The sequence below is a fragment of the Streptomyces kunmingensis genome, from assembly GCF_039533535.1.
In the GTDB taxonomy this organism is placed as follows: Bacteria; Actinomycetota; Actinomycetes; order Streptomycetales; family Streptomycetaceae; genus Streptomyces; species Streptomyces kunmingensis.
Map to the genome: position 1 here is coordinate 373,248 of NZ_BAAATS010000030.1, position 15,275 is coordinate 388,522.

The 15,275-nt window shown below is 71.6% G+C and carries 13 protein-coding genes; 6 read left to right on the plus strand and 7 right to left on the minus strand.

The window, feature by feature from the left end; genetic code table 11:
- Positions 1–55: 55 nt before the first annotated feature.
- The gene (locus tag ABD366_RS35005) at positions 56–1,111 is read right to left on the minus strand and encodes a LacI family DNA-binding transcriptional regulator (RefSeq protein ID WP_324774879.1); all 1,056 of its coding nucleotides are present in this window, start codon (positions 1,109–1,111) and stop codon (positions 56–58) included.
- Between the two features lie 253 nt (positions 1,112–1,364).
- On the opposite strand from ABD366_RS35005, the gene ABD366_RS35010 reads away from it, so the two are divergent.
- From ABD366_RS35010 to ABD366_RS35025, 4 genes are all read left to right on the plus strand, one after another.
- Complete coding sequence (locus ABD366_RS35010) at positions 1,365–2,687, plus strand: ABC transporter substrate-binding protein (RefSeq protein ID WP_324774878.1); 1,323 nt, start codon at positions 1,365–1,367, stop codon at positions 2,685–2,687.
- Entirely contained in the window at positions 2,684–3,730 is a 1,047-nt protein-coding gene (locus tag ABD366_RS35015; RefSeq protein WP_324774876.1) for a carbohydrate ABC transporter permease, read from the plus strand. The genes ABD366_RS35010 and ABD366_RS35015 overlap by 4 nt, the downstream gene beginning before the upstream one ends.
- On the plus strand, positions 3,727–4,638 hold the full coding sequence (locus ABD366_RS35020) for a carbohydrate ABC transporter permease (RefSeq protein WP_324774874.1): 912 nt from the start codon (positions 3,727–3,729) through the stop codon (positions 4,636–4,638). The genes ABD366_RS35015 and ABD366_RS35020 overlap by 4 nt, the downstream gene beginning before the upstream one ends.
- 403 nt (positions 4,639–5,041) lie before the next feature.
- Positions 5,042–6,511 (plus strand): GH1 family beta-glucosidase, encoded by a 1,470-nt coding sequence (locus tag ABD366_RS35025; protein ID WP_324774872.1) that lies wholly within the window; start codon positions 5,042–5,044, stop codon positions 6,509–6,511.
- 97 nt (positions 6,512–6,608) lie between these two features.
- On the opposite strand, the gene ABD366_RS35030 is transcribed toward ABD366_RS35025, so the two are convergent.
- The 3 genes from ABD366_RS35030 to ABD366_RS35040 all read right to left on the minus strand — a co-directional run bounded on the left by ABD366_RS35030 (position 6,609) and on the right by ABD366_RS35040 (position 10,269).
- Complete coding sequence (locus ABD366_RS35030) at positions 6,609–8,057, minus strand: glycoside hydrolase family 18 protein (RefSeq protein WP_324774870.1); 1,449 nt, start codon at positions 8,055–8,057, stop codon at positions 6,609–6,611.
- A gap of 113 nt (positions 8,058–8,170) precedes the next feature.
- Positions 8,171–9,568: a sensor histidine kinase gene (locus tag ABD366_RS35035; RefSeq protein WP_324774868.1), complete on the minus strand. Its 1,398-nt coding sequence runs from the start codon at positions 9,566–9,568 to the stop codon at positions 8,171–8,173.
- Positions 9,565–10,269 carry a response regulator transcription factor gene (locus tag ABD366_RS35040; protein ID WP_324774866.1) on the minus strand — a complete coding sequence of 235 codons (705 nt, stop codon included), beginning with the start codon at positions 10,267–10,269 and terminating at the stop codon, positions 9,565–9,567. Before ABD366_RS35040 ends, ABD366_RS35035 begins: the two co-directional genes overlap by 4 nt.
- Positions 10,270–10,368: 99 nt before the next feature.
- Between ABD366_RS35040 and ABD366_RS35045 the strand changes: the two genes are divergently transcribed.
- Positions 10,369–10,986, plus strand: a complete 618-nt coding sequence (locus ABD366_RS35045) for a hypothetical protein (protein ID WP_324774864.1) — start codon at positions 10,369–10,371, stop codon at positions 10,984–10,986.
- A 27-nt stretch (positions 10,987–11,013) separates the two neighbouring features.
- Here the strand turns inward: ABD366_RS35045 and ABD366_RS35050 are convergent, their stop codons facing one another.
- Both ABD366_RS35050 and ABD366_RS35055 read right to left on the minus strand, forming a co-directional pair.
- Positions 11,014–11,901: a spermidine synthase gene (locus ABD366_RS35050; protein WP_324774862.1), complete on the minus strand. Its 888-nt coding sequence runs from the start codon at positions 11,899–11,901 to the stop codon at positions 11,014–11,016.
- Positions 11,902–11,934: 33 nt separating this feature from the next.
- The gene (locus ABD366_RS35055) at positions 11,935–12,360 is read right to left on the minus strand and encodes a hypothetical protein (RefSeq protein WP_324774927.1); all 426 of its coding nucleotides are present in this window, start codon (positions 12,358–12,360) and stop codon (positions 11,935–11,937) included.
- 322 nt (positions 12,361–12,682) lie between these two features.
- Here ABD366_RS35055 and ABD366_RS35060 point away from each other — a divergent pair, with 322 nt between their 5' ends.
- A complete protein-coding gene (locus ABD366_RS35060; RefSeq protein WP_344443108.1) occupies positions 12,683–14,107 on the plus strand; it encodes an NsdA family TPR-like regulatory protein in 1,425 nt (474 codons plus the stop codon).
- Between the two features lie 343 nt (positions 14,108–14,450).
- Here ABD366_RS35060 and ABD366_RS35065 read toward each other — a convergent pair whose 3' ends face one another.
- Positions 14,451–15,050: a histidine phosphatase family protein gene (locus ABD366_RS35065; RefSeq protein ID WP_324768483.1), complete on the minus strand. Its 600-nt coding sequence runs from the start codon at positions 15,048–15,050 to the stop codon at positions 14,451–14,453.
- Positions 15,051–15,275 lie beyond the last annotated feature (225 nt).

Genomic DNA, 15,275 nt, shown 5'->3' on the forward strand with positions numbered 1-15,275 from the left:
CGGTTCGAGAGAACCGGGGCCTTCGATGCTTCCCCGCCCCGCAGGGCCGGGGGCCTCAGGACGAGGCGCGGATCATCAGCTCGGTCGGCAGCACCACATGACGCTCGGCGCCCCGGCGCACCGAGGAGCGCTTGCCGTCGGCGGCCAGCGCGATCTCGTCGAGGAGCAGCGCCGTCATCGCCCGGCCCATGTCACGGGTGGGCTGGCGCACACTCGTGAGGCCCGGCTCCATGTGGCGGGCGATCACCGAGTCGTCGAAGCCGACCAGGGCGACGTCGTCCGGGATCCGGCGGCCCTTCTCACGCAGCACCTGACGCGCGCCGGAGGCCATCAGATCGGAGCAGGCGAAGACCGCGTCGAGGCCCGGGCTGCGCTCCAGGAGCTCGGCCATGCAGCGCCGGCCGCCCTCCTCCGTGAAGTCGCCGTACGCCACCAGCTTCTCGTCGTACGCGATCCCGTCCGCGGCCAGCTGCCCCTCGTACCCGGCGAGACGGCGCTGGGCACCGTACACATCGAGCGGACCCGTGATGATCGCGACGGAGCGGCGGCCGCGTGAGGTCAGATGTCCGACGGCGGAGCGGGCGCCCGCGTAGTTGTCGGTGTCGACCGAGGGCAGCGGCTCGTCGGCCGAGCGCGGGCCGCTGATCACCGTCGGGATGTCCATCTGGAGCAGCCGGTCCGCGAGGGGGTCGTCGGCGTGCACGGAGACGAGCAGGACGCCGTCGACGCGGTGGGCGGCCAGGTAGGCGGCCAGCCGGTCCTGCTCGCGCTCGCCGCGGGCGAAGGTCAGCAGCAGCTGGAGGTTGGACTCGGCCAGGGCCATGCCGACGCCGCCGACCATGCCGGAGAAGTACGGCTCCGAGAAGAACCGGGACTCCGCTTCCGGAACCACCACGGCGATGGAGTCCGTCCGGTTGGCGGCGAGAGCGCGGGCCGCCGTGTTCGGGACATAGCCGAGCTCGGCGACCGCCTCCTCGACCGCGGCGCGGGTGCGGTCGCTGACCCGCGGCGATCCGTTGATCACGCGGGAGACCGTGCCGCGGCCCACGCCCGCCCGGGCCGCGACCTCCTCGAGGGTGGGACGCCTGCCGTGAGTGCCGCGAGCCGCCATGACTCATACCTCCCCAAGTCTCACGCGGAATCTAACAGCCCGATAACCGCGGCAAGTTGTCGCTGCCGAGTCTCTTGACACCCCCGGGCCGAGCGGCGACCCTTCAACACATCACACATGGGAGCGCTCCCACCCTAGTGGACGCATACAGAAGCCGCACGTTTCCCGCCCGAGCCGCGAGTGAACACACGGGTCCAGCATGGCAGTTGGCCGGGATCGGCACGTTAGAGCAATTGAGCACTTGGAGGACGCAATGCGCACTGCCCGTATGTCCCGACGCGCGATGACCTTCGCGGTCGTCGCCACCCTGGCCACAGGGCTGCTTGCCGGATGCGCGAGCGACGACGGCGGCGATTCCGACGACGCGGGCGGCGGTTCCGGCGGCAACGGCGGCACCACGCTGACGGTCGGCACCTTCGGCACCTTCGGTTACAAGCAGGCCGGTCTGTACGACGAGTACATGAAGCTGCACCCGGACATCACGATCAAGGAGAACGTCACCACCCGTACCGACGTGTACTGGCCCAAGACGCTCACCCGTCTGCAGGCCGGTTCCGGTACCGACGACATCCAGGCCATCGAGATCGGCAACATCACCGAGGCCGTGCAGACCCAGGCCGACAAGTTCATCGACATCGGCAAGGAAGTCGACAAGTCCAAGTGGCTCGACTTCAAGAACGCCCAGGCCACGACCAAGGACGGCAAGACGATCGCCCTGGGTACGGACATCGGCCCGATGGCCCTCTGCTACCGCAAGGACCTCTTCGAGAAGGCCGGTCTGCCCACCGACCGCGATGAGCTGGCCAAGCTGTGGAAGGGCGACTGGAGCAAGTACGTCGACCTCGGCAAGCAGTACATGAAGAAGGCGCCCAAGGGCACCAAGTTCGTGGACTCCGCGGCCTCCGTCTACAACTCGGCGATCAGCAGCGAGACCACCCAGTACTACGACAAGGACGGCAACGTCGTCTGGGACAAGTCCGAAGGCGTCAAGCGGGCCTGGAACGACGCCATGACCGCGGCCACCTCCGACATGTCGGCCAAGCTGAAGCAGTTCGACAAGCCGTGGGACCAGGGCTACGCGAACGGCACCTTCGCCACCGTGGCCTGCCCGCCGTGGATGATCGGCTACATCCAGGAGAAGTCCGGCGAGGCCGGCAAGGGCAAGTGGGACGTGGCGCCCGCGCCCGTCGCCGGTAACTGGGGCGGCTCCTTCATCGGTGTCCCGAAGGCGAGCAAGCACCAGAAGGAAGCCATCGCCCTCGCCAAGTGGCTGACCGACCCCGCGCAGCAGGACAAGGTCTTCGCCAAGCAGGCCAGCTTCCCGTCCCGCAGTGACGCGTACGACGACCTCAAGATGTCCGCGGAGACCACCGCCTACTTCTCGAACGCGCCGATGACGCAGATCTTCACCGACGCCGCGAAGACCATCCCGACGGCGTTCCACGGTGCCAAGGACCAGCCGATCCTCACCGCGATCACCGACACCGGCATCCTCCAGGTCGAGCAGAAGGGCAAGTCCCCGGCCCAGGGCTGGGACGCGGCCACCGCTGAGGTCAAGGACGTGCTCGGCCAGTGACCAGCTCCGAACAGGCTCTCGCGCGCACCGCGTCGAGCGCCGACGCCGCGTCCGACTCCCCCAAGGAGTCGGGCGCGGCCCGGGGCGCTCAAGGCCGCGGTACACCGCCGGGCTCCACCCCGCCGGGCTCCTCCTCCTGGCGCAGCCGGCTGTACCGCTGGGACATGAAGGCGTCCCCGTACGCGTTCATCTCCCCCTTCTTCATCATCTTCGGCGCCTTCTCGCTGGTGCCGCTGCTCTACACCGCCTGGTACTCGCTGCACAACGTGCAGCTGTCGTCCCTCGACAGCCAGACCTGGGCGGGCCTGGACAACTACACGAACCTCTTCCAGTCGGACTTCTTCTGGAACGCCCTGAAGAACACGTTCAGCATCGGCGTCCTGTCGACGGTGCCGCAGCTGGTCGTGGCGATCTGGCTCGCGCACATGCTCAACTACCGCCTGCGCGGCTCCACCGTGTGGCGCGTCATCATGCTCACCCCGTACGCCACCTCGGTGGCGGCGGCGACGCTCGTGTTCGTCCTGCTGTTCTCCCCCGAGAACGGCATGATCAACTGGGCGCTCGACCTGATCGGTATCGACCCGGTCAACTGGCGTGAGTCCGACTGGGGTTCGCAGTTCGCGGTCTCCTCCATCGTGATCTGGCGGTGGACCGGGTACAACGCGCTGATCTACCTCGCCGCCATGCAGGCCATCCCGGCCGATCTGTACGAGTCGGCCTCCCTGGACGGCGCGAACCGCTGGCACCAGTTCCGGCACGTGACGATCCCGATGCTGCGCCCGACGATCCTGTTCACCGTGGTCGTCTCCACGATCGGTGCGACGCAGCTCTTCGGTGAGCCGCTGCTGTTCGGCGGGGTCAGCGGCACCAAGGGCGGGTCCGAGCACCAGTACCAGACGCTCGGCCTGTACATGTACGACCAGGGCTGGATCGTCGGCAACCTCGGCAAGGCGTCCGCGATCGCCTGGTCGATGTTCCTGATCCTGTTGGTCATCGCCGCGATCAACCTGCTGGTCACCCGACGGCTGAGGAAGACCCAATGACCACCATCAGTGATGTGACGCCGCCGGCCGAGGTGGCGAAGGGCCCCGACGCCGGGCCGGTCCGGCGCCGGCGGATCATGGGCGCGGGCAAGCAGCTGCACGCGGGGCCCGTCACCTACGTCGTCCTGGTCCTGTTCGCCGTGGTCTCGCTCGCGCCGCTGCTGTGGACGACGATCGCGGCCTCGCGCACCAACGCCCGGCTCGCGCAGACACCGCCGCCGTTCTGGTTCGGCGGCAACCTGTTCAAGAACCTGGATACCGCCTGGACCCAGGCCGGCATGGGCACCGCCATGTGGAACACGATCCTCGTGGCGACGTCCATCACCGTCGGCACCGTGCTCTTCTCCACGCTCGCCGGGTTCGCCTTCGCCAAGCTGAAGTTCAAGTTCTCCAGCGTGCTGCTGATGGCGACCATCGGCACGATGATGGTCCCGCCGCAGCTCGCGGTCGTCCCCCTGTACCTGTGGATGTCGGACCTGGGCTGGGCCAACCAGCTGCAGACCGTCATCCTGCCGACCCTGGTCAGCGCCTTCGGTACGTTCTTCATGCGGCAGTACCTGGTGCAGGCGCTGCCGACCGAGCTGATCGAGGCGGCGCGCGTCGACGGCGCGAGCAGTCTGCGTGTGGTCTGGCACGTCGTCTTCCCGGCGGCGCGGCCCGCGATGGCCGTGCTCGGGCTGCTGACGTTCGTCATGGCCTGGAACGACTTCCTGTGGCCGATCATCGCCCTCAACCAGGAGAACCCGACGGTCCAGGTCGCCCTCAACGCGCTGGGCACCGGCTACATCCCCGACGACTCGGTGATCATGGCCGGCGCGCTGCTCGGTACGCTGCCGCTGCTCATCGCCTTCCTGCTGTTCGGCAAGCAGATCGTGGGCGGCATCATGCAGGGTGCCGTCAAGGGGTAGCAGGTAGGGCTGGGCCGGGGTGGGTGCCTGCGGTGCCCGCGGTGCCCGCCGGGGGTGGCTCGGTCAGTTCACCGTCTGCGGCCCGGTGGGGGCTGGTCGCGCAGTTCCCCGCGCCCCTGAAAGGCGCACTTCGTGCGCCGTCTCAGGGGCGCACGGGCGCGCCGATCGAGACGCCATGGAGCCTGCGCGCCCTCCTGAGGCTGCGGCGAAGCCGCATGCCCCCAGGGGCGCGGGGAACTGCGCGACCAGCCACGACGCGCCCGCACCCGGCACACAGCCCCATCCGGCACATGGCAGCCCGCGCCCGGCACACGGCAGCCCGCGCCCAGACCCACCGGCCGCGGCGGACGCCCCCTCCGCCCCGCCCCGATCCGTCCCCTCCACAACCCATGGGAGCGCTCCTATGACCACCACTGACAACACCGGCACCACAACCACCACCGCCCCCACGGGCACCCCCGCCCTTGCGACGACCCGCTTCCCGACAGGGTTCCTCTGGGGCTCCGCCACCGCCGCCTACCAGATCGAGGGCGCCGTACGGGAGGACGGGCGGACCCCCTCCATCTGGGACACGTTCAGCCACACCCCGGGCAAGGTAGCCAACGGTGACACCGGCGATGTCGCCGTGGACCACTACCACCGGTGGCGCGACGACGTGCGCCTCATGGCGGACCTGGGCCTGACCGCGTACCGCTTCTCCGTGGCCTGGCCGCGCGTGCAGCCCACCGGACGCGGTCCCGCCGTGCAGCGCGGGCTCGACTTCTACCGGGGTCTCGTCGACGAGCTGCTCACGCACGGCATCAAGCCCGTGGTGACCCTGTACCACTGGGACCTGCCGCAGGAGCTGGAGAGCGCCGGCGGCTGGCCCGAGCGCGACACCGCGTACCGGTTCGCGGAGTACGCCGGGATCGTCGGCGAGGCGCTCGGCGACCGCGTCGAGAGCTGGGTGACCCTCAACGAGCCCTGGTGCAGCGCCTTCCTGGGATACGCATCGGGAGTGCACGCCCCGGGCCGCACCGATCCCGCCGCCGCACTGCGCGCCGCGCACCACCTCAACCTGGGCCACGGCCTGGCCACTTCGGCGCTGCGTGCCACGCTCCCGGCCCGCGCGGACATCGGCATCAGCCTCAACCCGAGCGTGGTGCGGGCCCTCACCGACGCGCCCGCCGACCTGGACGCCAAGCGCCGGATCGACGCGCTCGCGAACCGCGTCTTCACCGGCCCCCTGCTCAAGGGCGCCTACCCCGAGGACCTGATCGCCGACACCGCGCGCGTGACGGACTGGTCGTTCGTGCAGGACGGCGACACGGACCTGATCCACCAGCCTCTCGACTTCATCGGCCTGAACTACTACACCCCCGCTGTCGTCTCCGGTCCCCGCGGTGAGCAGGACGGTCCCAGGCTTGACGGCCACGGCGCCAGTGACCACTCCCCCTGGCCCGCCGCCGACGACGTCGTCTTCCACCACGCGCCCGGTGAGGTCACCGCGATGAACTGGCCGGTGGATCCGACCGGTCTCACGGACCTTCTCCTCGACTACACCGCTCAGGCCCCCGGGGTTCCGCTCTACGTGACGGAGAACGGCGCCGCCTACGACGACACCGTCGACGCCGAGGGCCGCGTCCACGACCCGGACCGGGTCCGCTACCTCCACGCGCACCTCGCCGCCATCCACCAGGCGATCGCCCAGGGCGCCGACGTCCGCGGCTACTTCCTGTGGTCGCTGCTGGACAACTTCGAGTGGGCGTACGGGTACGGCAAGCGGTTCGGCGCGGTCTACGTCGACTACGAGACGCAGACCCGTATCCCGAAGACGAGCGCCACCTGGTACGCGCAGGTCGCCCGCGCCGGCGGCCTGCCCGCCGACCAGTAACCGCTCACACCACAAGCCCCGGCCGGGTGGGGGGTGAACCGGCCGGGGCTTGCTGGCCCCCGTTGTCCGAGATGGCTTGTCGTTCAGTTGCCTGTGCCTACTCGAAGGCGGCGAACGCCTTCTGGAACGCGTTCGCGCTCTGCTCGATGGAGCTGCAGGTCGGCTGCGCCGAGTTCGACGCGCCGCCCTCGCACTGCTTGTCCCGGGTCGCGGACCACATCGACAGGCCGCCGAGGCCCTTCGACTTGGCGAAGGCGACGAGCTGCGTGGCGTCCTCGACCTTGAAGATCTCGGACGCGACGTCGTTGACACCGATCATCGGAGTGATGGCGACGGCCTTCCAGGCGGCCGCGTCGGCGAGCCCGAGCGCGCTCTTGATCTGCGCCTGCGTGGCGGTCGCGGCCTGCTCGGCGTAGGTGCCCATGTCGCCGCTGTACGAGGCGCCGTAGTCCATCGCCATGATGTTGACGAGGTCGGTCTTCACACCGTTGGTCTTGGCGTTCTTCAGGAAGTTCACACCGTCCGACGTCAGGCCCTCGGGCATCACCGGGAGCGTGAAGGAGACGTTCAGGTCGGGGTTGTTCTTCTGCAGCGTCGCGATGGCCTGGGCACGCTCGGTGTTGGCGGCCGTGTCCGGCAGGGCGCTGCCCTCGATGTCGAAGTCGACCTTGGTGAGCTTGAACTGGTCGATGACCTTCTGGTACGCCGCCGCGAGGTCGCCCGCCGAGGAGCAGGCCAGCGCCAGCTCGGTGCCGGAGGCGCCGCCGAAGGAGACCCGGACGTCGCCGCCCGCGGCCCTCAGGTCACCGATCTGCGCGGCGACCTCGTCGCTGCCGAGCTCGGTCACGCCGCCCCACTTCGGGGAGCAGGTGCCGCCGGAGGTGATGAAGGCGAGGTTGTACTCCTTGACGCCGGTGGCCTTGGAGGAGGCGACCAGGTCGAACTTGGGGTAGAGCGAGGTGTCGACGTACGGGGCGAAGCCGGCGCCCGCCGTCGAGCCCGAGCCCGTACCCGTGGAGGGGGAGGCCGGGGACGAGGGCGCTGATGTGGACGGGGTGGGCGTGGGCGTGGGCGTCGCCGTGTCCGTCGGGCGGCCGCTCGGCTCCGGGGTCGTGCCACCGTCGACGGAGCACTTGGTGTCGTTGATGAGGCAGCCGGTCGGTTCGGCGTCACCGGAGACGACGAAGCCGACGTTCACGGACCTGCCGGCCGCGAGTCCGCTCTTGTCCCAGCTCGCGGGCTTCACGGTGACGTGCGAGCCGGAGACCGAGGACTCGGCGTTCCACAGCGAGCTGAGCTTGGTGCCCGACGGCAGGTCGAACTCCAGCGTCCAGTCGGACTGGGCCTCGCCCGTGTCGTTCTTGATGACGTACTGGCCGGTGTAGCCGCCGGACCAGCTGCTGGTCTTCGTGAACGCGGCGCCGACCGGGGCCGCCGACGCGCTGGACGCGAAGACGAACGCGCCGCCGCCCACGACGGCCGCCGCGACGATGCCGCCTATCGCCTTGTTCCTGCCGCTGACCCTGCGCCGGTGCGTGCTGCTCATCGCGTGCCTGCCTTTTGCTGTACGGGGGGTGTTGGGGGTGCGGCAGCACGCTAGCGAGCCGGAAACCGTCAATTGGGGCAACCGGGGCGGGAGTTACGGATCTTAGGGTTGGCTTAAGGAAGGGATCGGGAGCGATTAAAGGTCGAGACCAGTCCTTTGCGTTCCCGGCCCCGATGCCCACGGCTGCGGCGCCCTTCCCCCGGGCCGCGCCCGTAGAGCTGCACCCAGATCCGCACCTCGGTGCCGCCGAGCACGGAGGAGCCGATGCGGACGTCGCCGCCGGTCGACTCGGCGAGGCGGCGCACGATGTCGAGGCCGAGCCCGGTCGAGCCGTCGCTGCCCGACCCCTTGCCGCGGGCCATCGCCGCCTCCGGGTCGAGGATGCCGGGCCCCGCGTCGGAGACCAGCACGATCACGGCGTCCTCACCGCTGTGCACGTCGACGGCGAAGGCGGTGCCCTCGGCGGTGTGCCGGAAGACGTTGCCGAGCAGCGCGTCGAGGGCGGCCACCAGGTCGCCCCGGGCGACCGGGATCCGTACGGGCCGGTCGATCCCGGCGACGCGGACCTTGCGGCCCTCGTCCTCGGCGAGCGCCGACCAGAAGTCCATCCGCTCGCGGATCACCTCGGCGGCGTCGCAGCCCGCGCCCGGTCCGGCCGCGACGGTCTGCGGCTTCGCGTCCCGCGCCGTACGGATGATGGTGTCGACCTCGCGCTCCAGCTGCTCGACGGCGACCCGGGTCTGTTCGGCGGCGGTGCCGTCCCCGAGCGAGGCGACGTTGAGCCGGAGCACGGTGAGCGGTGTACGCAGCCGGTGCGACAGGTCGGCCGCCAGCTCCCGCTCGTTGGCGAGCAGTTGGACGACCTGGTCGGCCATGGAGTTGAAGGCGACCGCGGCCAGCCGCAGCTCCTTCGGCCCGTCCTCCGGGACCCGCGCGCCGAGCCTGCCCTCCCCCAGCTCGTGCGCGGCGCCGACCAGGCGCTGAGCGGGCTGCACCATCCGCACCCCGAGCCGGTCCGCCACGGCCACCGAGCCGATGATGAGCGCGATGCCGACGCCCGCGAGCACGAGCCACGCGGTCGTCACACCGTTGCTGACCTCGGCCTCGGGGACGTAGACCTCGACGACGGCGATCTTCCCGGTGCTCACGGCGATCGGCTGCAGCCAGACGGAGCCGCCGGGGACCTCGTCGGTCCTGGCGCGGTTGATGTCCAGCTTCTCCGCGGCCACCCGCTGCCGGCCGAGGCGGATCTCGGGGTTCCCGCCGCCGGCCGGTACGTACACCGACATCCGCTCCTCGCCGCCGGTCTGCGCGGTGGCGAGGGCGCGGGCCAGTTCGTCGCGGTCCGTGGTGATGGAGAGGGTGGGCCCGATGGCGGCGGCGGTCCGCTCGGCGTTCGAGAAGGCCCGGTCGCGTGCCATCTCCTTGATGACGAGGCCGAGCGGTACGGCGAACGCCACCACCACCATGGTCGTGACCGCCAGACAGACCCTGACCAGCGCCCACCTCACGAGGCGGGCTCCACGTACGGCGGCTCCAGCTTCACGCCGACCCCGCGCAGCGTGTGCAGATAGCGGGGGCGCGCGGCGGTCTCCCCCAACTTCCGCCGCAGCCACGACAGATGTACGTCGATGGTCTGGTCGTCCCCGTAACTCTGCTGCCACACCTCGGCGAGGAGTTCCTTGCGGGGTACGACGACGCCGGGGCGCCCGGCGAGGAAGGCCAGCAGGTCGAACTCGCGGCGGGTCAGATCGAGCCGGGCGCCGTCCAGTTCGGCCTGTCTGCGCAGCGGGTCGATGGACAGGCCGCCGACCTGGAGGACCCGGGACGGCGGCTCGGCGCCCGCGCTGGAGCGGGAGCGGCGCAGCACGGCGGACATCCGCGCGGTCAGGTGCTCGGGCGAGAACGGTTTGGTCAGGTAGTCGTCGGCGCCGTCGTTCAGCAGCCGCACGATCTCGGCCTCGTCGTCGCGGGCGGTGGCGATGATCACGGGCACGTCGGTGATGCCGCGGAGCATCTTCAGCGCCTCGGCCCCGTCCAGGTCCGGCAGTCCGAGGTCGAGGATGACCACGTCGAACCGGAAATGAGCGACCTCGCGCAGCGCCTCCAGGGCCGTGCCGACGCTGCGCACGGTGTGCGTCGCGTCGGTCAGGTGCCGGATGAGGGCCGAGCGTACGAACTGGTCGTCCTCGACCACGAGCACACTTGCCATGGGCGGCACCGTACGCCATCCGGCCGATCAGGCCCTCCTTCCGGGTGAGGCGGGGCTCTGCGGGACAGCGGTGGCGGGCGTGGTGCAGTATGGCCCGCGATGCAACCGACGCCACCGCCGCCACTCGAGACCCCGGACGTCCCCGGGGTGCCGCGCCCCCTGCGCCGGGGTCTGGTGCACGCGGTGGCGTGGCTGCTCGCCACCGGCGCGGCGGTGACCCTGTCGTGGTGGGGCGTGCACACGGTGATGTCGGGTACGGCGTACGACCCGCCGAGGGCGCTGCCGGTGGTCGCCGCCGACGCCTCCGACTCGGCGTCGCCGCTCGCCTCTTCCACGCACCGGCCGCAGCCGTCCCCGTCGGCGACGCCGTCCCGGCCGTCCGCCGGGCCGTCGACACCGCGCCGGACGCCGTCGACGACCCCCCGGCCCAGTACGTCATCGCCCGGCACCGCACCCTCCGGGAACGGCGGGAACAGCGGGAACAGCGGGGACGCCGGAAACGTGAAGAGTTACGCGACGGCCGGGGGCCGTGCCGTCTTCGACCTCGGTGAGACGTCGGCGACGCTGGTGTCGGCCACGCCGGGCGCCGGCTGGTCGGTGCAGGTGTGGAAGCAGACGACGTGGATCCGGGTCGAGTTCACGTCCGGGAACCAGCGGGTGTCGGTGTTCTGCACCTGGCACGATCACCGCCCGTCCGTGGAGATCGCCACGTACTGAGCGGCCTGTGTCATCACCCCGGCCGGATCAGCGGAACACGGAGGGCGGCGGCGCCGGGGACGCCTTCGCGGTGGCGTCCGTCACCGGTACGGCACCGCCCGCGAAGTCCTTCAGCGCCCGGCCGTGCTCCACCCGCCCGGGATGCGGGTCACCGGCCGCGCGCCGGGTCAGCTCGGCGACCGGCAGGGGCAGCGCCGACGCCGCCAGGACCGCGTTGCCGAAGCGCTTGCCGCGCAGCACCGTCGGGTCGGCGACCAGGGCGAGTTCGGGGAAGACGGCCGCGGCGGTGGCGATCTGGGCCCGCAGGTGGGCGAGCGGCGGGCCGTCGGCGAGGTTGGCGACGTAGGTACCGGCCGGCCGCAGCACGCGGCGCACCTCGCCGAGAAACTCCGTGGTGGTGAGGTGGGCCGGGGTGCGGGCTCCGCTGAAAACGTCGGCGACGAGTACGTCGGCCCAGTCGTCGGGCAGTTTGCCGAGCGCCTCCCGGGCGTCGGCCGTACGGACCCGGATCCGGGCGCCGGGGTCCAACGGGAGCTGTTCCCGCACGAGTTGGACCAGCGGGCCGTCCCGCTCGACTATCTGCTGGGTGGCGCGCGGCCGGGTGGCCGCGATGTAGCGCGCCAGCGTGAAGGCGCCGCCGCCGAGGTGTACGGCCTGGACCGGGCGGCCCGGGTCCGCGGCGAGGTCGAGGACGTGGCCGATGCGGCGCTGGTACTCGAAGGTGAGGTGGGCCGGGTCGTCGAGGTCGACGTGCGACTGCGGGGCGCCGTCGAGGAGCAGCGTCCAGCCGGAGGGCCGGTCCCGGTCGGGTATCAGCTCGGCGAGCCCTCCCTCGACACTGCGCACGACGGACTCCCGGGCCCCCCGGCCGCTCCGCTCGCCCTTGCGCCCCTGGTTCCCGCGTGACCTTGCCATCCGGCCATTATCCTTGGCCCGCGGCGGATCGGCTCAGCGGCAGTTGTCCGCGGCCTCGATCAGCCGGGCCGCCTCGTCGAGCGCGGCCCGCAGCACCGTCGGGTCGGTGACCAGGTCGGCGTCCTGCTCGCCGTCGGGGGCCGGGGGCAGCAGCCAGCCGGTGCCCTCGACGGGCGGTGCGAGCGACATGCCCCGGCCCTGGGTCTGCGTACAGGCGCTGCCGGGGACGTCCCAGCCGTCGGCGGTGCCGGGGGGCACGAGGAAGCCGAGGTTCTCGCCGCCGTCGTGCAGGACCGGGCCCACCGGCTCCGTGCTGCCGCGGCGCAGGATGTCGACCGCTTCCAGGCCCTGCCGGGACGGCACCGTCACCAGGTCGCAGGCGCCGGGGGGCTGCGCGCTGTTCTCCTCGGTCGGACGGTGCCGCGCCGTCGACAACGACTCGGCGGGTGGTGACGTCATGGGTTGTGAGGCGTCCAACACGTCGGCCCCTCCTCGCTCTTCGCGTACATGGCATTGCTGCCAGTTGGGGTGTCGCCGCATGGTTCAACGCCTCAGGCCGTCAACGGCAACGGCGGCACGCCGCCGCAAAGGATGGCAGTTCATGGCAGATCGTGGGTGAGATATCCCGTTTGTAGCCAAACACTGCGTGTCGATACCGTCACAGCCGGTACCTTCTGGTCTCGCCGGAACAAGGGAGTCTCCGGCTCGCGAACGTCACCGGCTTCCCGAGTACCGCCGACTCCCCAGGCGTCCGGCACGGTTCGCACGGGAGGACCCGCCCATGACGTCGTCTCCGTATCCTCCGGACATCTCGGCGCCGCAGCCCCCGCGCCCGAACGTCGCCTTCCGGCGTCTGCGCGGGCAGCGCTCGCCGGGCGAGTTCGCGGCCGCGGTGCGGCGCGCGGCCCGCGAGATCGGCGAGTGCGTCAGCTGCGACGCCCGCTACATCGGACGCGTGGAGGCCGGCGCGATCCGCTGCCCCAACTACGCGTACGAGCGGGTGTTCCTGCACATGTTCCCCGGCCGGTCGCTCGCGGACCTCGGGTTCGCGCCCCGCGCCTCGGTACGCGGCCGCAGCGCCCGCCCCTACGAGGCCACCGCGCACACGCGACCCCGGAGCGCCGCGACCCCCCAGACCCTTCGAGATCCCCAAGTCACCGAGTACACGCACCATGAGGAGAGCGACGTGCGGCGTCGCGCATTCATGACCGGCATGACCGGCTCGACGGCCACCGTCGCCGTCGCCACCCTGACCCCCTTCGACGTCCCACCCGGCGCCGCTCCCGGTGACACCGCCCTCGACCGGTACCCCGCGCGGGCCGGCGCACGCGCCGTGGAGGAGGCGATCCGGCGGATCCGGCTGCTCGACGACCGGCACGGCGCCGACGGCCTGTACCGGCGGGCGGCGGCGCCGCTGCGGACCGCCTTCGAACTTCTCGACTCGGGCACCGCGCAGCGCGACATCACCGACCGGCTCCAGGCCGGGGCGGGCGAGCTGGCCATCTCCGTCGGCTGGCTGGCGCACGACTCGGGCCGGTTCGACGACGCGCGCTCGCACTACGCGGAGGCGCTGGCCACGTCGCGGATGGCGGGCGACGAGGCGCTGGAGGCGCACGCGTTCTGCAACGCCGCGTTCCTGGCGCGGGACGTGGGCCGCCCGCGCGAGGCCGTACGGGCCGCGCAGGCGGCGACCCGGGTGGCGGCCCCGCTCGGCTCGCCGCGCCTGCTGTCGCTGCTGTCGCTGCGCGAGGCGGGCGGCTGGGCCGGGCTCGACGACCGCGGCGCCTGCGAGCGGTCCCTCGCGCGGGCGCAGGCGTTGTTCGCGCGGGGCGGCTCGGACGCGGACCCGGAGTGGATGTCCTTCTACGGCGAGGCCGAGCTGGAGGGACTGGAGGCGCAGTGCTGGTCGGCGCTGGGCGAGTGGCGGCGCGCGGCCCAGCACGCGCGACGGGCCGTCGCCCTCCAGGACCCGCACTTCACCCGCAACATCGCTCTGTACACGGCCGAGCTGGCGGACGACCTGGCGCGCTCCGGTCAGCCGGACGAGGCCGCTTCCGCGGGGGCGCGGGCGCTCGGCATACTCCGCGACGTCCGCTCGTCGCGGATCGAGTCGATGCTGGCGACCACGGCGCGGGTGTTGCTGCCGCATCGGCGGGCGGCGGGGGTTTCGGCGTTCCTCGAGCGCCACGCCGCCGCTCGCCGCTAGGTGCCGGGTACATCACGGGCCGCGCCCCCCTGTGCGGGCTGGTCGCGCAGTTCCCCGCGCCCCTGCGAGGAGCATTGCGGCTGCGGGCCCGGTGGGGGCTGAGCGCGCAGTTCCCCGCGCCCCTAGGGCGTATTGCGTCCGCGGCCCGGTGGGGGCTGAGCGCGCCGTTCCCCGCGCCCCTGCGAGGCGCACTTCGTGCGCCCTCTTCAGGGGCTGCGTGGAACGCGCCCCCATGGAGCTGCGGCGAAGCCGCATGCTTCAGGGGCGCGGGGAACTGCGCGAGAAGCCCCACCGGGGCGCGGCCGCGAACGAACCCGAACCTCCCGAGCGGGGGCGAATCGGATCAGCCCACCGCCAGGTGCCCCGTCTCGTTCCAGCTCTCCACCGCCGCCTCCCCATAAGCCCACCCCAGCACCGACAGCGACGTCGGGTTCAACCGGATACGGGACGCGAAGTCCACCGGCAGGCCGAGCCAGCGCGCCCCGATCGACCGCAGGATGTGCCCGTGGGCGAAGACCAGGACGTCACGGTCGGCGGACCGGGCCCACGCCACGACCTCGTCGGCCCGCGCCGACACCTCCGCGAGCGTCTCCCCGTCGGGGACGCCGTCGCGCCACATGAACCAGCCTGGCCGCCGCTCCTGGATCTGGGCCGGGGTGAGCCCTTCGTAGGCGCCGTAGTCGACCTCCATGAGCGCGTCCCACGCGGTGGCCCGCTCCCCGAATCCGGCCAGCTCGCACGTCTCGCTCGCACGCACCAGGGGCGAGGTACGCACCTCGACGCCGGGCAGCCCGTCGTAGGGTGCCCGGTGCAGCCGCTCGCCGAGCAGCTTCGCGCCGCGCCGCCCCTCTTCGAGAAGCGGAATGTCCGTCCTGCCCGTATGCCGTCCGGACAGGGACCATTCCGTCTGTCCGTGCCGGGCCAACAGAATGCGCGGTGCCATGCGGGGACCTTTCACAACTACACGTACGGAAACACGGGACGTACGGGGTGAACGAGGGACGAACGGGCAGCGTCGCCCCGTCCATCATCGCGTAACCGGATTGCGGACCGCCTCTCGGGCAACCCGGTGAAGGATCTCCGCGTCTACGAGGGTCAGGGGTCACCCACGAAGCACCCCACATACACCTTAGGGTGAGCAATGTGGCCGGAGGCCGCCGGACGAGGA